We start from the raw sequence: 15910 nt of genomic DNA on the forward strand, positions 1-15910 counted from the left end.
TCAGAACTCTTTAGAAAACCTCCTGTATCTGATAGGCCATCTTATTAAACGTGACGGCATCGCCTACTTTATGTCCTGCCAGCAGTGACCCAATGGGTGATGCCGACGATACAGCAAAGTAATCTACTCCATCAAGAGTAATCTTTCCGGCACCTATACTGATAAAAAACAGACCCCGGTTAGTGACGGCTACGCTACCAGGCTGCACTTTTTCATAGATTTTTTCGATAGCCAGTTGCATCAACTCCTGCTCAATCTTTACGGCTTCGGCCAGTAGTTGCGCGTGTCGATCTCTCTCGAGTTGAGCCATTGCCCGACCCGTCTCGTACTTATCTCCCGCACTGCTTTTTGATTCTGAATTAGCGGCTTCCTGAGCGGCTTCCATAGCCTGCCGGGCGGTGTCGATACGTTTTTGAACGTAGTTCTGGCATAACGCCCAAAGCCCTGCTTTAATTTGGTGGTGTGTATCTGTCAAGTTGATGTCGATTAGTTAGTCAGTACCATTCCCGACCGGCGGTTAAACTTACGCGAGAATGACAACTCGCCAAACCGCAAACAGGTTCATAGCCGCACCCGGAAACAGCGTTACGGACGGACCTTAGAACTCTCCTTCGCCGGGCTCTTTCATCTTCTTTTTGGCCTGATGCAGCCGGTAATTCAATGTCAGGTTAAATTGACGCAAGCGCCCCTGTGAGCTACTTTCTGTGTAGAAGTTGGCCCCTTCAGTAATGGAGCGATACCGGCGTGAGTTGAACACATCGATCACGTTGAATACCAGCGTTCCGTTACTGTTAAGAATGTCTTTGCTGAACGACAGATCCAGCGTGGCGATGGCTTTTCGGCTCCCCTGGGGCGTCTTCTGTGGTGCCTCATAGTTGCCCCGCAGTTGAATATCCGTGTTTCTCATCACGGTGAAACGAGACGACAACCGGGTAAACCAACTGTACGTATCGCTCTGGTAACTCGCGTCCAGATTTCCGCCATTCGTAATAGCCCGAAAAAAGTTGACGCTTCCGTCCAGCTTCCACCATTTATAGAGCGCATAAGAGCCCGTAAATTCTGCGCCGTACGAGTCCTCAGTAGCAAGATTTTCGGGGCGGGTGGTGGAATTCCCTTGCTCACTAACCCGCCGAATCCGAATGATTTTACCCGTTGTGTGCCGGTAATAAATCGATGAACTCATCGACCCTTTTTCGACATACTTGATGTGGCCAATCTCGAACGCATTCGTGAATTCGGGATTCAGATCGGGATTCCCGCTGAAGAAGTTACGGTTATCGCTGAAGGTCATAAACGGGCTCAAATCGTTGTACTGCGGCCTGCGCACCCGTCGGCTGTAACTGACTTGTAAAGCATGCTGGTGGGGCAGATCGTAGGTAGCGTGCACGCTCGGGAAGAGGTTGGCGTAGCTGCGCGGATTCACGTCGTTGGTTTGCTTGAGGGTGGTTGTCACGTCGGTCCACTCCGCCCGAATCCCCATTTGGTACGAAAATTTACGAATCTTGTTGCCCACAATTCCGTAGAGTGCATTGATCTTTTCAACGTACAGGAAATCATTGGTCAGGCCCGGCAAGGGTGTCCAGGGTCCACCCAGAGTCTGCTGCGTAACGGTGTAATCATTGGTCATATCCCGCGAGCTTAGGCGCATCCCGCCTTCCAGTTTACCATCTTTGGCGAACGGCTGCACATAATCGACCTGAATCAGCAGTTGTTTCTCAGTTTCGTCATTAATCGAACGCTGGAGCACATCCGGTATGGCCGAGGGTTTCCCATCTGGCTGGAGCGTTTTCTGGGTAAAGAACTGGTCCGATTTTTCCCAGTTATCGAGGTAGCGAATGTCGGCGGTAAGTTCATGTCCCTGCCGGGCAAACGTTTTCTTATAACTCACTACATACTCCGAGTTTGGCTCTGTCTCGGTTTCATCCTGCGTTCGGTTCGTAATTGCCTGAACGGTATGGTTTGAGTTGGGCAGATAGTCCAAGTACTGAATGTCTGCGAAGCGCTTGCCCTTGCTGAGTCGCCAAGTATATGACCCCGTAAGGATACTCTTTGGACTGAAATAATAGTCGATCCCAGCACGGGCATTGTTATTCTGGCCTTTAAGGTTATTGGTCGAATTTTGCCGATAGACAAAAGTTGAAGCACTATCGTACACTTCCTGATACAGCGAACTGCGGCCGGGCGTATTCCGGAATGAAGCCGTGTAATTGACGAAAAAATTCAGGTTCTTACGTCGGTAGTTGACGTTGGCGGCAGCTCCGAAATTGCTCGGATAGCCCGTAATTACGTCGAACGAACCGTTGATACCTTCTTTCCGCTCTTTCTTGAGCACGATGTTGATGATACCTCCCATTCCCTCGGCTTCGTAACGAGCTGATGGATTCGTAATGACCTCAACCCGCTCAATAATGCTGCCCTGCAATTGCTGAAGCCCGCTACCGCCTTTGAAACTTACCAGACCGGAGGGTTTACCATCAATTAGAATACGAACGCTGTTGCTGCCACGAAGGCTTACATTACCCTCTCCATCAACGGCCACCGAGGGTATGTTTTTCAGAATATCCGATGCGGTTCCACCGGCGTTTGCCAGATCTTTACCGACGTTGAAAATCCGTTTGTCGAGGGCTAGTTCCATCTGGCTCTTCTCGCCCATTACCACCACCTCATCCAGTCGTTTTGCCGTTGCCGTCAGGGTCACAGTGCCTAGTTGCTTATCCTGATCACCTAGCGCAAACCCCGGACTAATCTTCTCCTGAAAAGATACGGCACTCACTTTCAAAAAATAGTTTCCCGGTTTGATTTGCAGCGCAAACATACCGGCTTCATCGGCCACTACTCCCTTCACCAGTACGGAGTCTGCCAATCGATGCAAAGCAACGGTTGTAAAGGGAATGGGCGCTTTCTTTTCGTCAATAACGGTACCTCGCACCCAGGCCTGGCGTTGGTTATCAACAGCCTGGGCAACAGACAGAATTGGCAACAAAAAGAAGAAGAGAACAATAAGGTGTGTAGACGTTCGATGCATAGTTGAGTAGCCAACGCGTAAAAGCAAGGGAGGAGCGTAAGAGATTTGTTTAAACCGTACTTATCACATAAAGGCGAATAATCAGCGCATCTACCAGTAATCAATTGTAGAATAAAGAATACCGGTGAAGATGATGGCTCATTTGATTTCTATTTCTTGGATAAGTATAATTTCTCAGCTTAACACAAACCCCCGCCTATTATTCTTTTCTACAAAAAAAGAATACTTATTCACTTCATTATTTACAATAATTTATTGCTTAAATACCCTTTATAATAACTTTCGGCAACGTTTGCATAAAAATAGTGAGCGATTTATTTCTTTATTTCTAGTTTAATTTTGAAACTTATAGACCACAGAAGTAAATGTATTAGAGGTAGAGGCATACCTTCTCTCCGAAAAATACATAAAACAGTATTAGCATGGTTGATAAAATGGTTACGCAGAATCAGGGTCGTCGTCAACCGTACGGAAGCTTTGTTGATGTCTATTGCAGCACCTTTTCTCCGGTTTACAAGCTTCAGTTCAACCCAAAAGATAAAACGCCTAAGTACAAGCAGATTGTCCACTCTGTTATCACAGATATTGAGCGGGGTGTTCTGAAAAACAATGAGCAGTTGCCCTCGATCAGTGAATTGAGCGTTGAATATTATCTGGCCCGCGATACCGTTGAGAAAGCGTACCGAGAACTCCGGGAGCGTGGCTACATCACGTCGGTGCAGGGAAAGGGTTATTATGTGCAGAGTCAGTCGACTACCAAACTTAAGATTCTGCTGGTCTTTAATAAGCTTAGCTCGTACAAGAAAATAATCTATTACGCTTTCCTAAAAGCACTCGGCGACAAAGCAACGGTTGATCTTCAGATTCACCATTACAACGCGCGTCATTTCCAAGAGATAATTGAGAAGAATTTAGGTAAATACAACTATTATGTTGTTATGCCGCACTTCACCCAAGAGTTGGATAAAGCCAATTATCTGGACGTTCTCGAATCCATACCCGCCAATGAATTGGTATTGCTCGACAAGGACGTTTCGGAATTAGGAAGTTCTCCCCTTAGTGTTTACCAGAACTTCGACAAAGACATCTGCGAAGCACTGGAAAACGCGCAGGATTTGCTGAAAAAATACAGCCGAATGGTACTCACACTGCCCAGCGATGGCAATTACCCTTCCGAAATAGCGCATGGGTTCCGTTCGTTCTGCATCAATTACGAAAAGGAGTTCAGCATCAAGGAGAACGCCATCGATGAAACCATTCAGCCGGGAACAGCCTATGTAGTTGTGGAAGAAACGGACCTATCGGAGTTAGTAAAGAAAGTCCGCCAGTCCAACTACGAACTCGGTCAGGAAATTGGCATTATTTCCTTCAATGAAACAACGCTTAAAGAGTTGCTGAACATCACAGTCATCACCACCGACTTCGAAGCAATGGGCTACACTGCAGCCTCCCTCTTACTCGACAACAAGCGGATTAAAGTCAAAAATCCGTTTTATATGATCCGGCGCGGGTCGTTGTGATTTGGTAAGGTATGTGGAGTGGTGAAGTACGTATAGTGAAAAACCAGAGGTTGTTGTTTGGTGTCGGGTTCTTCAACCCGACACCACCAGCTGAATAGTTTAATACTCTAATTTTAAACATTATGCAGGTCACCTCGGCAACAGATTACTTCTTTTTCTGAGGCATGGCGGCTGTCATGGTCATCTCGACACTGGACCCGAAAACCAGTTTGGCTGCCCCAATAGTAGCTCGGGCAGGGTACGATCCTTCTTTGAAATACTGCTTGTAAATGGCATTCATCTTTGGAAAATCGTCCATGTTGCTCAGATAAACTGTCACGTTGACCACGTCATCGAGAGACGCCCCGGCATCTTCCAGAATGGTCTTGATGTTCTTGATAGTCTGCACCGTTTCTGCTTCAACACCGCCCTCTACCAGTTTACCGGTTTGCGGATCTGTTCCTACCTGACCCGATACGAACAGAAATCCATTGCTTATCACCCCCGGGCTAAAGGGATAAGGCGTTGCGGGCGCAACCCGCGCTTTTACGATCTGTTTGTGCTGACCGGACACCGAAAAACTTACACTGACCGCCAAGAGGCAAAGGAATAAATACTTCATAGTAGAGAATGATTTATAGGTTGTAATAAATTAAATAGGCTCTTTATTTCGACAGAAAATCCCGCAAAATTGTGTTGTACTCATCTTTTGCGTTGAGGTAAGGAAAATGTCCCTTTTCGTGAAAAGTGTGCACCCGTGCCGCCTTGTAATATTGTTTCAATTGCGTTCGCAGTTCGGCGGGCACGAGCGGGTCGTTGTCCGACTCCAGAATAAGCAACGGAATTTTGGTTTGATTTCCGTCGATTGGCTTAAACTTATCCACCACGCAATGATAGCGAGCCAGAAACTGCCCCTTCGACATCCGCCCATACGTGTTTTCGAGCAGCTGCGCCCCGACGAGCGGATTGTTCTCTGATGCAGGAATAACCACATCCGTCAAATTTTGCCGCAACCCACCCATTACAAGCCATTCGGGTAACCAGGCCGCTACGGCTACCTTCCCCTTATTTTTTTCTTCCAGCAGATCGTTCTTTGGAAAGGTATTCCCAAAAACCGCCTTCGTAACCCGTTGCGGATAGGCTGTGGCCAAATACTGTGTAAGGTAACCACCCAGCGAACTCCCCACCACAATTGTCGAATCGACATTCTCTTTATCAAGAATGTCGATAATACCTTTACCCAGGGTAACGAGGTTATCAATGGGTGGATAGGTAACACTGATGACGCGATAGGTGGGGCTAAATTCGTTCATCTGCTGCCACCAGAAGTCGTAGCCACCCGTCATACCGTGCAAAAAAAGGATTGTTTCGGGTCCTTTCCCTAACACAGCATAGGTCCAGTCGTAACCCTGGGTGTTTATGGTTGACGTGGGCAGCTTTCGAAAAGCCGCCAGACCATCGATGGGAGCTTTATCGATTCCGGTGTATAAAGTAAGGGCATCTTTTTCAGGAACAGGATACAGGTAAATGCCTGCGATCAGGAGAAGGGGAACAAACCAAAGTAATCGTTTTTCCATAGAAAGCACAAAAATGAAGGACAAGGTACGTGGGTAAAAATAACCACTTAAACGGAATCCGGACAGCTTTCCAGAATTCTTTCATCTTTTGTTCCAGAAAGTTCAATAGTCGGTGTTTCGCTACCCTTTACAGCACTTAAAGCAAGCTAACTTACAGGTACAATCAACCCCAATTCAACGAACGTCATGGTTAAACGCATCCTCCTGTTCAGTATCGCCTTCTTCGGCTGGCGCTTTTCTCAAGCTCAGACCCCTCAACGTGCTCAAACGTCGTCGGACAGCATTATGATAACGATCTTCCTAAAGCATCAGCAGGACAAAAGCCTGAAGCAGATTCAGGAAATACAGAATCAGAACAAGTTTCTGGAGATGTTTCCGCCCAAAGAAGCCCGTGTGATTTCGTGGTACGTCATGATGGGCATCGGGCAGGTGGTCACCGTCCGCATTCCTGCCAAAGATCTGAGGACCCTCAACCTGACCATCGAGAATGGAGCCTGGGGTGCCTACAACACCGAGTTTTATCCCACTTATGACTTCGTACCGGTCTGGCAAAACGCCATTAAGAATAAGAAGTGACGGCTGGGTTGACGGAGCGGTTATAATCGGTGCTACAGCCACTACTCTTCAGCAAACACACAGTAGTAATTCATTATTATTACCCTATCGTAAAACAGTCGCGCAGCAGTTGGGGTCCTACTTGGCCCTGTCAGGGTATTTCTAAAGAAACAACGACCGACTGACCGTCGGGTGACCAGTCTACTTGATCAGTTCGGAGTTGGTTCGGGCCAACAGACGGGATGCCCTACGCGAAGCGATGAGGGCGCAATAAATCCACTTTCCTAACGACTTAATTAAGATTTTAGGTAACATTATGCTTAGTATTGAATACAAACTTCAAACCAAACGCGGTTTTGTCTTTGCCAACAACTCAGTTCTATGTCTGCCGATAAAACTATTTACCTGTTAGTTGTGCTACTTTCTGCCCCCTTTCTGGCATCAGCACAAAAAGTAGCCAACACAAAATTGGCAACCAAAGTAAACGCAATCGACCTCACCAATAAGGTATTTCTTATGGGCGAGGAAGGAGATACTAGTGAGGCCGGAAAAGATTTGCACCTTTTTTTCCTCTTTCACAAGGAAGGTCGCGCTACATTCCGAACCCAAAGAGGTAATACTATTATTAAAGACAGTCCGCTTAGTTGGCGATTTACAGGAGACTCACTCTGGTTGCAACCCAGCCCAATTTCACTGGAAGCAGACGGAAAGACACAACTAATTGAGCGTGATCCAATAAAGTATTACCTTATAAAAACGCCAAGCGGTTATCTACTTAAAGGGAAAGCCGACCAGATGCATTTAATTGAGCAGAAATAGGGGAATTGGCAGGCTTATTTGGTTGGCCTATTAAGTAGCGTGGCTTGTCAGACGAAAGCTGGCAAACCTTTTTATTGAGATACTCAATCGGGTCCATTCCTGTGTCGACCGGAATTAATTAACGAACCTAAACCATCTGACCGGGGTGTTTGTGCTGTTAGTGGAGACCCGGAAATGGAAGCCCAAAGTGTTCATGCGAGTCGTATCTCGTGTCGGCCGATGCTAATTCACTACGTTGTTTTCGGCTTTTGCTAGTTTACCCAACGACTATGAGTATTGATAGTGAGCCCCCCCTTAAAACAAGAGCTTACATCTTTACACACTCATCATATTAGACTGCAAAATCTCCTTCGGGATGGGCTTTCTGTTGACGGGAAGCTGCCTTTTTTTCTTTACAGGTTAACGAGATTAGTATTGATTCGTAAGTTTTCTAAGCTCCATCTAATACCCCGTAAAATAATTTCGCGATTAACTTGCATAGAGAAATCGTTGTCAACCTCCCAATTTTTACTTTTTAAGTCTGAGAGACTTGTATTTTTTGTTACTGTCCAACCAGACAGGTCTTGAGTGTATTCTTTCGTAATCTTCAAATACTGTCGACCCTTAAACTTAAACTTTTCCAAGTGAAAAGCTGAAATGTATTGATCAGATAAGTCATATATTAAAAATAACTCGCTCGAATCTTCCTCCACAAGAGCCTTCCAATAATTCAGCAAATCTCTAAAAATAGCCTTTACTGATAATTCATACCCAGTATTCTCATTTTTCTTGATTTCGAGGAAATTGGCTACATAGGAGAAATCCGCTTTTTGAATTGAATTATCCGTAATTATAATAATATCGGTGGTTTGAAAATCAAGTAAAAACCTTATCATTCTTAAATTAAAACCGTTTTTTACGACGCTTGCCTTCTAAGCCTAGACCCGCCCCTGTACGCCCAAGTTGTCCTGACGAGACGTGAACACTGTCACAGGTGACCCGCCTTGAACTCACATCATGGGCGGGCCACCCAATATACTATTGTACGCAACAACGCGGAACTTTGTTATCCATCTTATTAACCACCTTTGGCCCAGCAGCCCCTTTAAACACATGCATTATCAACAAAAGAACACATCCACTCTCACACCACCAAACTAACTATGCATCAGACAACTAAGCCCCTAGCGCGTTAGCCGATAAATGAACAAAGCCGTGCGTTGAATTAGCGACGGGTATTCTTTAAGGTTCATCGTTTCTTCGATACTGTGCGCCCCTTTGCCCGATGCGCCCAGGCCATCCAGGCAGGGCATGTACTGAGCTACGAACGACACGTCGCCAGCCCCGCGTGCGCCGGGGTCGAAGGCGCTTACCGGTCCTAGTCCCATATCCCGGCTGAGCTTGTCCAGTTGCTTCCGCAGATCGTCGTTGGCAGTGGTTGGCTCCATAGACGGGATACCGTCGGAGAACGAGATCGTGGCTTTTGTCTGGGGTAAGCTTTTATCGACAATTTCGCGCATTTTGGCGCGGGCGTTCTCTTTCTGGCTTTCTGTCAGGAAACGCAGGTCGCCTTGTACCAAAGCCGTTCCAGCCACAATGTTGGTTTTGCCGATGGTTTCGGCTTTAGCGGTCTTGTCGTCGTAATGCACTTCAGAGCCACCCACAATCAGGCCAGGGTTGAACGTAAGGTACTGTTCCTGCCCCAACGTGCGCCGAAACTCATTCAGAATCCGAACGGCTTCATAAATAGCCCCGTAGCCCATTTCGCTGAAAACCCGGGATGAGTGACCGGTGCGGGCTTTCACATTCAGCGTCCAGCCGCTGGCACCCCGGCGTCCGGTTGTTACGCTGTTCAGCCCCTGCGCAGTTTCGAAAGCCAGTGCGATGTCGCATTTTCGCGCCCGTTCGATGAAATCGGTGCGACTGCCGGCCCCTCCCCCACTCTCTTCATCGCCCGTAAAGTAAACGGTAATGGAGGTATCGTCGAGCAGTTTTTGAGTATGTAAGGCTTTTAGGGCTGCGATGATCAGCACATCGCCCCCTTTCATGTCATTGACACCCTGTCCGGAGGCTGTCGAGTCGTTGATTCGGGTAAACGGTTCCATCGGCAGACTCTTTTCGAAGACGGTGTCCAGGTGCCCGATCAGGAACAGTTTTTTGCCTTTCTTACCCTGCCTTGTGGCTACCAGATGCCCGGCCCGGTTGAGTGAATCGGGCAGAGTAACCCACTCCGTTTTAAAGCCAAGCTTATCCAGTTCGTCGGCCATGAGCTTGCCTACCGTCCGGACACCTTCTTTATTTAGCGTACCGCTGTTGATGTTGACGACCTTTTCGAGGAAGGCCTCCGTTTCCGACAGCTGCTTTTTAACGGTGGCAATAACACTCGCTTCGGGTTTCGACAGTGACTGGGCCGACACGCCGTAACCGGCGAGCAGTAAAAAGATGAAGAGCTGTTTCATGTATAGTTTAGTCAGGTACCGGGCCAAAATACGGAATACTATTCTGTTATTCTCACTATCTTCGGTCGAAAAATAAACGCCCGGACGACGTTTTTATACAGCACACTCATCCCTACATCCATGAAACAGATTTCCCTTTTACTGCTTATCTGCTGCCAAACACTGATCGGCAGTTACGCACAGAAACCCACCACCGACAAAGCACAACCTAAAGAAGACAAACCGGCCTCGCTCAGCCGAAGCCTCAACATTGACTCGCAGGTAGTAACCAATGGGCAGGTCACGATCAAAGGTCAGCGCGTGCCGTACAAAGCCACTGTGGGTACCATTCCCGTTTGGGACGAAGAAGGTAAACCCGTTGCCGGGGTCTTTTTTACGTACTTCGAGCGCTCCGACGTAGCCGACCGAGCGGCTCGTCCGCTGGTGATTTCCTTTAACGGTGGCCCCGGTACGGCATCCGTCTGGATGATGATTGGCTATACCGGCCCCCGCATCCTGAAAATTGACGACGAAGGTTACCCCATTCAGCCGTACGGAATCAAAGACAATCCGAACTCGATTCTGGACGTTGCCGACATTGTTTACGTGGACCCCGTTAATACCGGTTTCTCGCGTCCGGTCAACAAAGACGTTCCAGCAGCCAAGTTGTTTTTCGGCGTCAACGCCGACATTAAATACCTGGCCGACTGGATCAACACCTTCGTCAGTCGCTACAACCGCTGGGCATCGCCGAAGTACCTGATTGGCGAAAGTTACGGCACCACGCGCGTGTCGGGTTTGGCGCTGGAATTACAGAATGCCCACTGGATGTACCTCAACGGCGTAATTCTCGTATCGCCAACCGATCTGGGTATTGAGCGGGATGGCCCCGCAAAAGGGGTATTGAAACTGCCTTATTTTACGGCTACGGCCTGGTATCATAAGGCACTCCCCGCCGATTTGCAGAAGAAAGATCTGACCGAAATTTTACCCGAAGTCGAGAAATTTACCATTCAGGAATACCTGCCCGCGCTGGCACTGGGTGGCTCCATCAGCGATCAGAAACGAAAAGAGATAGCGGCTAAAGTAGCGCGGTACTCCGGCTTATCGGAAACGGCGGTCATGCAGCAGAATCTGGACGTGCCCACCAATTTCTTCTGGAAAGAGCTACTGCGCGACAAGAGCCAGACGGTCGGACGGCTGGATTCCCGATATCTGGGTATGGACAGCAAAGACGCTGGTATTGCGCCCGATTATAACTCTGAGCTGACCTCCTGGCTGCACTCGTTTACACCCGCCATCAACATGTTCATGCGCGATGAGCTGAACTACAAGACCGATCTCAAATATTACATGTTTGGACCTACCTTCCCCTGGGACAACAGCAATAACAAAACCGGCGAAAATCTGCGACAAGCCATGGCACAGAATCCGTACCTGCATTTACTGGTTCAGTCGGGTTACTACGATGGAGCCTGCGATTATTTCAACGCCAAATACAATATGTGGCAAATGGACGCCAGCGGCAAGCTGAAAGACCGGATGGATTGGGAAGGCTACCGGAGCGGGCACATGATGTACCTCCGTAAAGAAGACCTCGCCACCAGTAACGAACACCTCCGCAAGTTCATCCAGAAAAGCACACCAAAAAACAGCGAACCCGCCAAGTATTCGGGAAGCCGGTAGCTGACCGTGGGTGCTGGCACGGGCCGGTCCGTACCAGCACCCACGGTCAACCAATCATTCTTATGGTGAAAATCAAAAAAATAGTTGTGAGTACCCTAATGGTGATTGTTTGGTTTGTTATGTTCGCCATGCTTATTCCCATGAAAAGCGGCCGGGGTCAGTTTGCCACTGTCTCAATTTGCCTGATTATTAATGGCATCTTAGCAGCATATTATAGTTGTATAGGCCACCGACCAGCTACGTTTCGGGAATGGCTCAGCATGTAAATAGCATCGTCAGCCAATAGACATGACCTCAGAGCAACCCGATATTTTCACCCAATTCCGGCACGAGCTTCACCAATTTCCCGAAGTGTCGGGGCAGGAAGTAGAAACCCGAAAACGGATAAAGAATTTTGTCAGCCAGTTCAATCCAACGCGTATCACAGAGGTAGCCCAAACAGGATTGCTGCTTCAATACGGGCAGGATTTGGCCGAGCCGGTTACGTTGATCCGGGCCGACATTGATGCCCTGCCCATTCAGGAAGTCAACACGTTTGGTCATAAATCGCGCATTGACGGGGTTTCGCACAAATGCGGGCACGATGGCCATACCGCTATCCTGGCCAGACTGGCGGCTTTATTAGCCGAAAAGCCCGTTACCCGTGGTCGAGTGTACCTGATTTTTCAACCTGCTGAAGAAAATGGTAAAGGGGCCGAAGCCGTCCTCAACGACCCGGCCTTCGCCAATATTCGACCCGACCGGGCTTTCGCGCTGCATAATCTACCCGGCTACAAACAGGGCGTTATTGTTTGCCGACCGGGTTCGTTTACCTCGTCGGTACTTAGCCTGATCGTATCGTTTACTGGCAAAGTTTCGCATTCGGCCGAACCCGAAAAGGGTCTTAATCCAGCTTATGTGATGGCCGATTTTATTTTACAAACGAAACAGATTCAGCATCTTGACCCGCAGTCAGAAGATTTTGCCTTAATCACACCGGTGTTTACCACGATGGGTGAGACGTCTTACGGCATATCGGCTGGGTATGGTGAGGTTCATCTGACGCTTCGGACCCGGAATGCCAAACGAATGGAAGCGCTGACGGCTCAACTCCTGAAACTTGTCGCGAACTTATCGGCGGAGAGTGGAATTGCCGTCGAGACCGCTTATACCGAAGCGTTCTACGCCAATGAAAACGATAAAGATGCCGTCGAGCAGATTAAGCAAAGTTCGCTGAAGCTGGGCTATCCGTATGTCGAAAATGCAGCTCCTTTTAAATGGGGTGAAGATTTCGGACTCTTTACCCAACGACTTAAAGGAGCTATGTTTGGCATTGGCAACGGCGAAGACTCTCCCGCCCTGCATAACGACGACTACGATTTCAACGATATCCTTATTGAGCCAGCCGCCCGGCTATTCTTTGAATTGATCCGGGGCGAGCATGGTTGAGACGCTGTATTACCTACTCTTTTACTGCAAGACCGCCGATTTATACCGCTGCCATCACGTTGCCTAGGCCTAGGTTTGTCCCGGCAATTGTCTGGAAACCATGCGCTCGACTATTCTCCTGCTTATCGGCCTGCTGCTGGCATCATGCCACTCTCAAAAAACGACTATAACCAGCCTGAGTCATCAAAAAAAATATTGTCAGCCAACGGTTAGGCTGGATTATGATTCGAGCTACTTGCCCATTCCGAATACTCAGTCCATTTTACAGACTGACACGAGCCTGACCAATCGCTTTTCAATCCATGATCTGCTCGTGGCCAATGCTGCGGGCATTTTGCCTTTGCTTCAGGACTTTATCAGGCTAAAGAAAGCTCGTTCGGCAAGTAGTGATCAGGAACGTTCTGCTAACCGGCAACAAATTAATGACCGACTTTGGCTGGCTTCCATGCAGGTATCGGGTATTGCAGGCGAACTCGATTGTGAGGCTGAGCGGGCGAACCGACTGGCAACCTACCTGCAACAACTTGATGGCAAACGCATCCAGCAGCTAACCATTCTTTCGGTGGTGGTGGGTGCCCTGACAACTGTAGTAACCGCGTTTATCCAAGCTGACACACCCAGCAAAACGGTAAGCATCGGTGGCGGTGTGGCGAGTGCTTTTCTGGCCGGTAAAGCTGCGGTTTCCTCAAAGCGGACCATTCATCTGGTGGATGAACGCTATTTACTCACCGACATCTGGGACCAGCCTCAACAGTCAACGTTTCACCCGCCGTTTATCTGGCGAATGCTAACAGAGCACTCATTGAGCTATGGTAGTCAGCATTCAATCAGTTTTAATACTCGACAGCGCTGGCTAAACTATAGTTTAGCAGGAGCCTCGACGTTGGATGAACAGCTCTATTTCGGGCCCGAAGGCGAATACAGGAGCGATAATCTGTTGACACGGGCCGAAATGCTGAACCAGCTTCAGGCAGAAGTCCGCCTTTTTTACGTGGATTTGCAGAATTTACACCTCAGCTTATCGAAGCAACGTTAAGCCCTTTTTATGAGCAAAATACCTACGTATGTATTACAGACCATTGTCTATCATTCGTTTCCCATGTCTGACAACGCTGGTCACACTAACGGTCTTCACCTCCTGTGCCAATCCTAAGCCTTATTCCAGAACAGGCATAGTTCAACAAATCGAGCCGGGCAAAGATGGCTATATGGCGAGTCTGTATAAGCTGGATGGCAGCGTTTTGATGCGCTGATGAGCCGGGCGCGAGTGCAACAGGCGTATAAACTGGTGAAGGCTGGCGATAAAGTAAGCATGATTTTACTCATCCACTTTCTGCTGCTGTATTTCTTCCCGATCCAGTTCGTTTTCCAGTTCATGAAACAAGTCGACGTCGATCTGCTGTGTATCTCGCAGCTCCAGCAATGCCGTCCGTTGCGCCTGAATGCCCGACAATAGCAATTTCTGACGGAGTTGATGCTGAGACATGACCGCTACGGCGTCGCCCTGTTCAAATTCATTGACCTGTGCCCGGTGCCGATCAACGATTTTCTGGACAACCTCTCCGGTAAGCCCCTCCCGGTCGACCACTCCCTGAATAGCAGTTAGCGCCTGCTTCGACAGCCGTTGACGCACTTCTCTCTTGGAAAGATAATCGGTAGTTGGCTGACCGAAGTGCAAGATTCGAATAAACGCTGGCAGAAAAATCCCTTGCCCCACCAGGGTGAACAGAATGACGCAAAACGTAATAAACACAATCAGATTACGTTCGGCAAAGGGGATGCCGTTGGCGAGCCGTTCCGGAATCGACAAGGCCGCGGCCAGCGAAACAATGCCCCGCATGCTGATATAAGCCAGCAATGTTGTGTGCTTATGGGAAGGGAAAAGCGGAGGGCTATGCATCACTCTGCGCACCTGACTCGAAACGGTATCAGCCAGAAAGATGTACACAAACCGAATCACAACTGCCGTTAAACTGATGAGTAGGCCGATCCCGATCAGCTGTTCCAGAGACTGCCCCTGAATGTCGGCCACAATATCGGGCAGCTGCAAGCCGATCAGGATAAAGATCAGCCCGTTCAGCAGCACAACCACAAAATCCCAGACTGCCACCGCCTGCATTCGCGTCGTTGGACTATGTACTCTTGACTGTTTGTGACCTACAACCAGCCCCGCCGACACCACACTCAGCACACCACTCAAAGCAAGGTGTTCGGCAGCCAGATAAGCCGAATAGGCAGTTACAAATGTCAGCACCGTTTCCAGTGCCGGTTCCAGGCGGGCGTATTTATGCAGCCAAAACGAGAGGTAGCCCACGGCTAATCCAACAGCAACACCCCCACCGGCCAGCCATACGAAATCAAGCAGCGAACCCGCCAACGAAACGTGGCCCGTACCAACAGCAACTAAGGCTAACTGAAAGATTACCAAAGCCGTGGCATCATTCACCAGGCTTTCTCCTTCCAGGATAATCGCAATTTTCCGGGGTACCGACAGCGTCTTCATCACAGCCGTTGCCGCCACGGCATCGGAAGGTGAGACGACGGCACCGAGCAACAAACCCGTTGCCAGCGTAAAGCCCGGAATAAACTGGCTGGCAACGTAGGCAATGCCAAGACTGGTCACCAGCACCAATCCCAGGGCGAGGACAACAACAGGCTCCAGATTCCGACGAAAGTCGCTCCAATTCGTATACCAGGCCGCACTGTAAAGAAGAGGTGGTAAAAAAACCACCAGCACAACCGACGAATCCAGGTCTATGTTTGGTAATCCGGGGAAAAAGCTGATCAAAAGTCCACCAATGGTCAGCAATATTGGAAAGGCCAGGTTAAGCCGACGGGCGATGACTGCCAGTCCAATAACAAAAATCAACAGCAAAAGAACCGTCTCCAGTGGATGCATTCCGT

General features: G+C 48.7%; 14 protein-coding genes. 7 read left to right on the top strand and 7 right to left on the bottom strand.

Annotation, left to right across the window (positions count from 1 at the left end):
- Nucleotides 1-10: 10 nt before the first annotated feature.
- On the bottom strand, nucleotides 11-475 hold the full coding sequence (locus NT073_RS20950) for a 3-oxoacyl-ACP synthase (protein ID WP_297377340.1): 465 nt from the start codon (nucleotides 473-475) through the stop codon (nucleotides 11-13).
- A 123-nt stretch (nucleotides 476-598) separates the two neighbouring features.
- Nucleotides 599-3025, bottom strand: a complete 2427-nt coding sequence (locus NT073_RS20955; RefSeq protein WP_297377342.1) for a TonB-dependent receptor — start codon at nucleotides 3023-3025, stop codon at nucleotides 599-601.
- A gap of 422 nt (nucleotides 3026-3447) precedes the next feature.
- On the opposite strand from NT073_RS20955, the gene NT073_RS20960 reads away from it, so the two are divergent.
- Nucleotides 3448-4545 carry a GntR family transcriptional regulator gene (locus tag NT073_RS20960; RefSeq protein ID WP_297377344.1) on the top strand — a complete coding sequence of 366 codons (1098 nt, stop codon included), beginning with the start codon at nucleotides 3448-3450 and terminating at the stop codon, nucleotides 4543-4545.
- Nucleotides 4546-4690: 145 nt separating this feature from the next.
- Here NT073_RS20960 and NT073_RS20965 read toward each other — a convergent pair whose 3' ends face one another.
- Nucleotides 4691-5146, bottom strand: coding sequence for a RidA family protein (locus tag NT073_RS20965; RefSeq protein ID WP_297377346.1), 456 nt, complete (start codon nucleotides 5144-5146; stop codon nucleotides 4691-4693).
- 43 nt (nucleotides 5147-5189) lie between these two features.
- Entirely contained in the window at nucleotides 5190-6101 is a 912-nt protein-coding gene (locus NT073_RS20970) for an alpha/beta hydrolase (protein WP_297377348.1), read from the bottom strand.
- Nucleotides 6102-6287: 186 nt separating this feature from the next.
- On the opposite strand from NT073_RS20970, the gene NT073_RS20975 reads away from it, so the two are divergent.
- Together NT073_RS20975 and NT073_RS20980 are read left to right on the top strand one after the other, a co-directional pair.
- On the top strand, nucleotides 6288-6677 hold the full coding sequence (locus NT073_RS20975) for a hypothetical protein (protein ID WP_297377350.1): 390 nt from the start codon (nucleotides 6288-6290) through the stop codon (nucleotides 6675-6677).
- A gap of 360 nt (nucleotides 6678-7037) precedes the next feature.
- Complete coding sequence (locus NT073_RS20980; protein WP_297377351.1) at nucleotides 7038-7475, top strand: hypothetical protein; 438 nt, start codon at nucleotides 7038-7040, stop codon at nucleotides 7473-7475.
- Nucleotides 7476-7867: 392 nt separating this feature from the next.
- Here NT073_RS20980 and NT073_RS20985 read toward each other — a convergent pair whose 3' ends face one another.
- Together NT073_RS20985 and NT073_RS20990 are read right to left on the bottom strand one after the other, a co-directional pair.
- The gene (locus NT073_RS20985) at nucleotides 7868-8350 is read right to left on the bottom strand and encodes a hypothetical protein (RefSeq protein ID WP_297377353.1); all 483 of its coding nucleotides are present in this window, start codon (nucleotides 8348-8350) and stop codon (nucleotides 7868-7870) included.
- A 288-nt stretch (nucleotides 8351-8638) separates the two neighbouring features.
- Entirely contained in the window at nucleotides 8639-9913 is a 1275-nt protein-coding gene (locus tag NT073_RS20990) for a M20/M25/M40 family metallo-hydrolase (protein WP_297377355.1), read from the bottom strand.
- Nucleotides 9914-10033: 120 nt separating this feature from the next.
- Between NT073_RS20990 and NT073_RS20995 the strand changes: the two genes are divergently transcribed.
- From NT073_RS20995 to NT073_RS21010, 4 genes are all read left to right on the top strand, one after another.
- Nucleotides 10034-11578 carry a carboxypeptidase gene (locus NT073_RS20995; RefSeq protein WP_297377356.1) on the top strand — a complete coding sequence of 515 codons (1545 nt, stop codon included), beginning with the start codon at nucleotides 10034-10036 and terminating at the stop codon, nucleotides 11576-11578.
- Between the two features lie 288 nt (nucleotides 11579-11866).
- Nucleotides 11867-13006, top strand: coding sequence for an amidohydrolase (locus NT073_RS21000; protein ID WP_297377358.1), 1140 nt, complete (start codon nucleotides 11867-11869; stop codon nucleotides 13004-13006).
- A 100-nt stretch (nucleotides 13007-13106) separates the two neighbouring features.
- Nucleotides 13107-14042, top strand: a complete 936-nt coding sequence (locus NT073_RS21005) for a hypothetical protein (protein WP_297377360.1) — start codon at nucleotides 13107-13109, stop codon at nucleotides 14040-14042.
- 28 nt (nucleotides 14043-14070) lie between these two features.
- The gene (locus NT073_RS21010) at nucleotides 14071-14259 is read left to right on the top strand and encodes a hypothetical protein (protein ID WP_297377362.1); all 189 of its coding nucleotides are present in this window, start codon (nucleotides 14071-14073) and stop codon (nucleotides 14257-14259) included.
- A 65-nt stretch (nucleotides 14260-14324) separates the two neighbouring features.
- Here NT073_RS21010 and NT073_RS21015 read toward each other — a convergent pair whose 3' ends face one another.
- Nucleotides 14325-15905, bottom strand: a complete 1581-nt coding sequence (locus NT073_RS21015) for a Na+/H+ antiporter (RefSeq protein WP_297377364.1) — start codon at nucleotides 15903-15905, stop codon at nucleotides 14325-14327.
- Nucleotides 15906-15910: the final 5 nt, after the last annotated feature.

Source organism: Spirosoma sp., assembly GCF_026391055.1.
Lineage (GTDB): Bacteria > Bacteroidota > Bacteroidia > Cytophagales > Spirosomataceae > Spirosoma.

Coding starts and splice junctions, on each gene's coding strand:
- NT073_RS20965 (WP_297377346.1), bottom strand. CDS start 5,146: ATGAAGTATTTATTCCTTTGCCTCTTGGCGGTCAGTGTAAGTTTTTCG.
- NT073_RS20980 (WP_297377351.1), top strand. CDS start 7,038: ATGTCTGCCGATAAAACTATTTACCTGTTAGTTGTGCTACTTTCTGCC.
- NT073_RS20960 (WP_297377344.1), top strand. CDS start 3,448: ATGGTTGATAAAATGGTTACGCAGAATCAGGGTCGTCGTCAACCGTAC.
- NT073_RS21010 (WP_297377362.1), top strand. CDS start 14,071: ATGTATTACAGACCATTGTCTATCATTCGTTTCCCATGTCTGACAACG.
- NT073_RS20975 (WP_297377350.1), top strand. CDS start 6,288: ATGGTTAAACGCATCCTCCTGTTCAGTATCGCCTTCTTCGGCTGGCGC.
- NT073_RS21000 (WP_297377358.1), top strand. CDS start 11,867: ATGACCTCAGAGCAACCCGATATTTTCACCCAATTCCGGCACGAGCTT.
- NT073_RS20985 (WP_297377353.1), bottom strand. CDS start 8,350: ATGATAAGGTTTTTACTTGATTTTCAAACCACCGATATTATTATAATT.
- NT073_RS20995 (WP_297377356.1), top strand. CDS start 10,034: ATGAAACAGATTTCCCTTTTACTGCTTATCTGCTGCCAAACACTGATC.
- NT073_RS20955 (WP_297377342.1), bottom strand. CDS start 3,025: ATGCATCGAACGTCTACACACCTTATTGTTCTCTTCTTCTTTTTGTTG.
- NT073_RS21015 (WP_297377364.1), bottom strand. CDS start 15,905: ATGCATCCACTGGAGACGGTTCTTTTGCTGTTGATTTTTGTTATTGGA.
- NT073_RS20970 (WP_297377348.1), bottom strand. CDS start 6,101: ATGGAAAAACGATTACTTTGGTTTGTTCCCCTTCTCCTGATCGCAGGC.
- NT073_RS20990 (WP_297377355.1), bottom strand. CDS start 9,913: ATGAAACAGCTCTTCATCTTTTTACTGCTCGCCGGTTACGGCGTGTCG.
- NT073_RS21005 (WP_297377360.1), top strand. CDS start 13,107: ATGCGCTCGACTATTCTCCTGCTTATCGGCCTGCTGCTGGCATCATGC.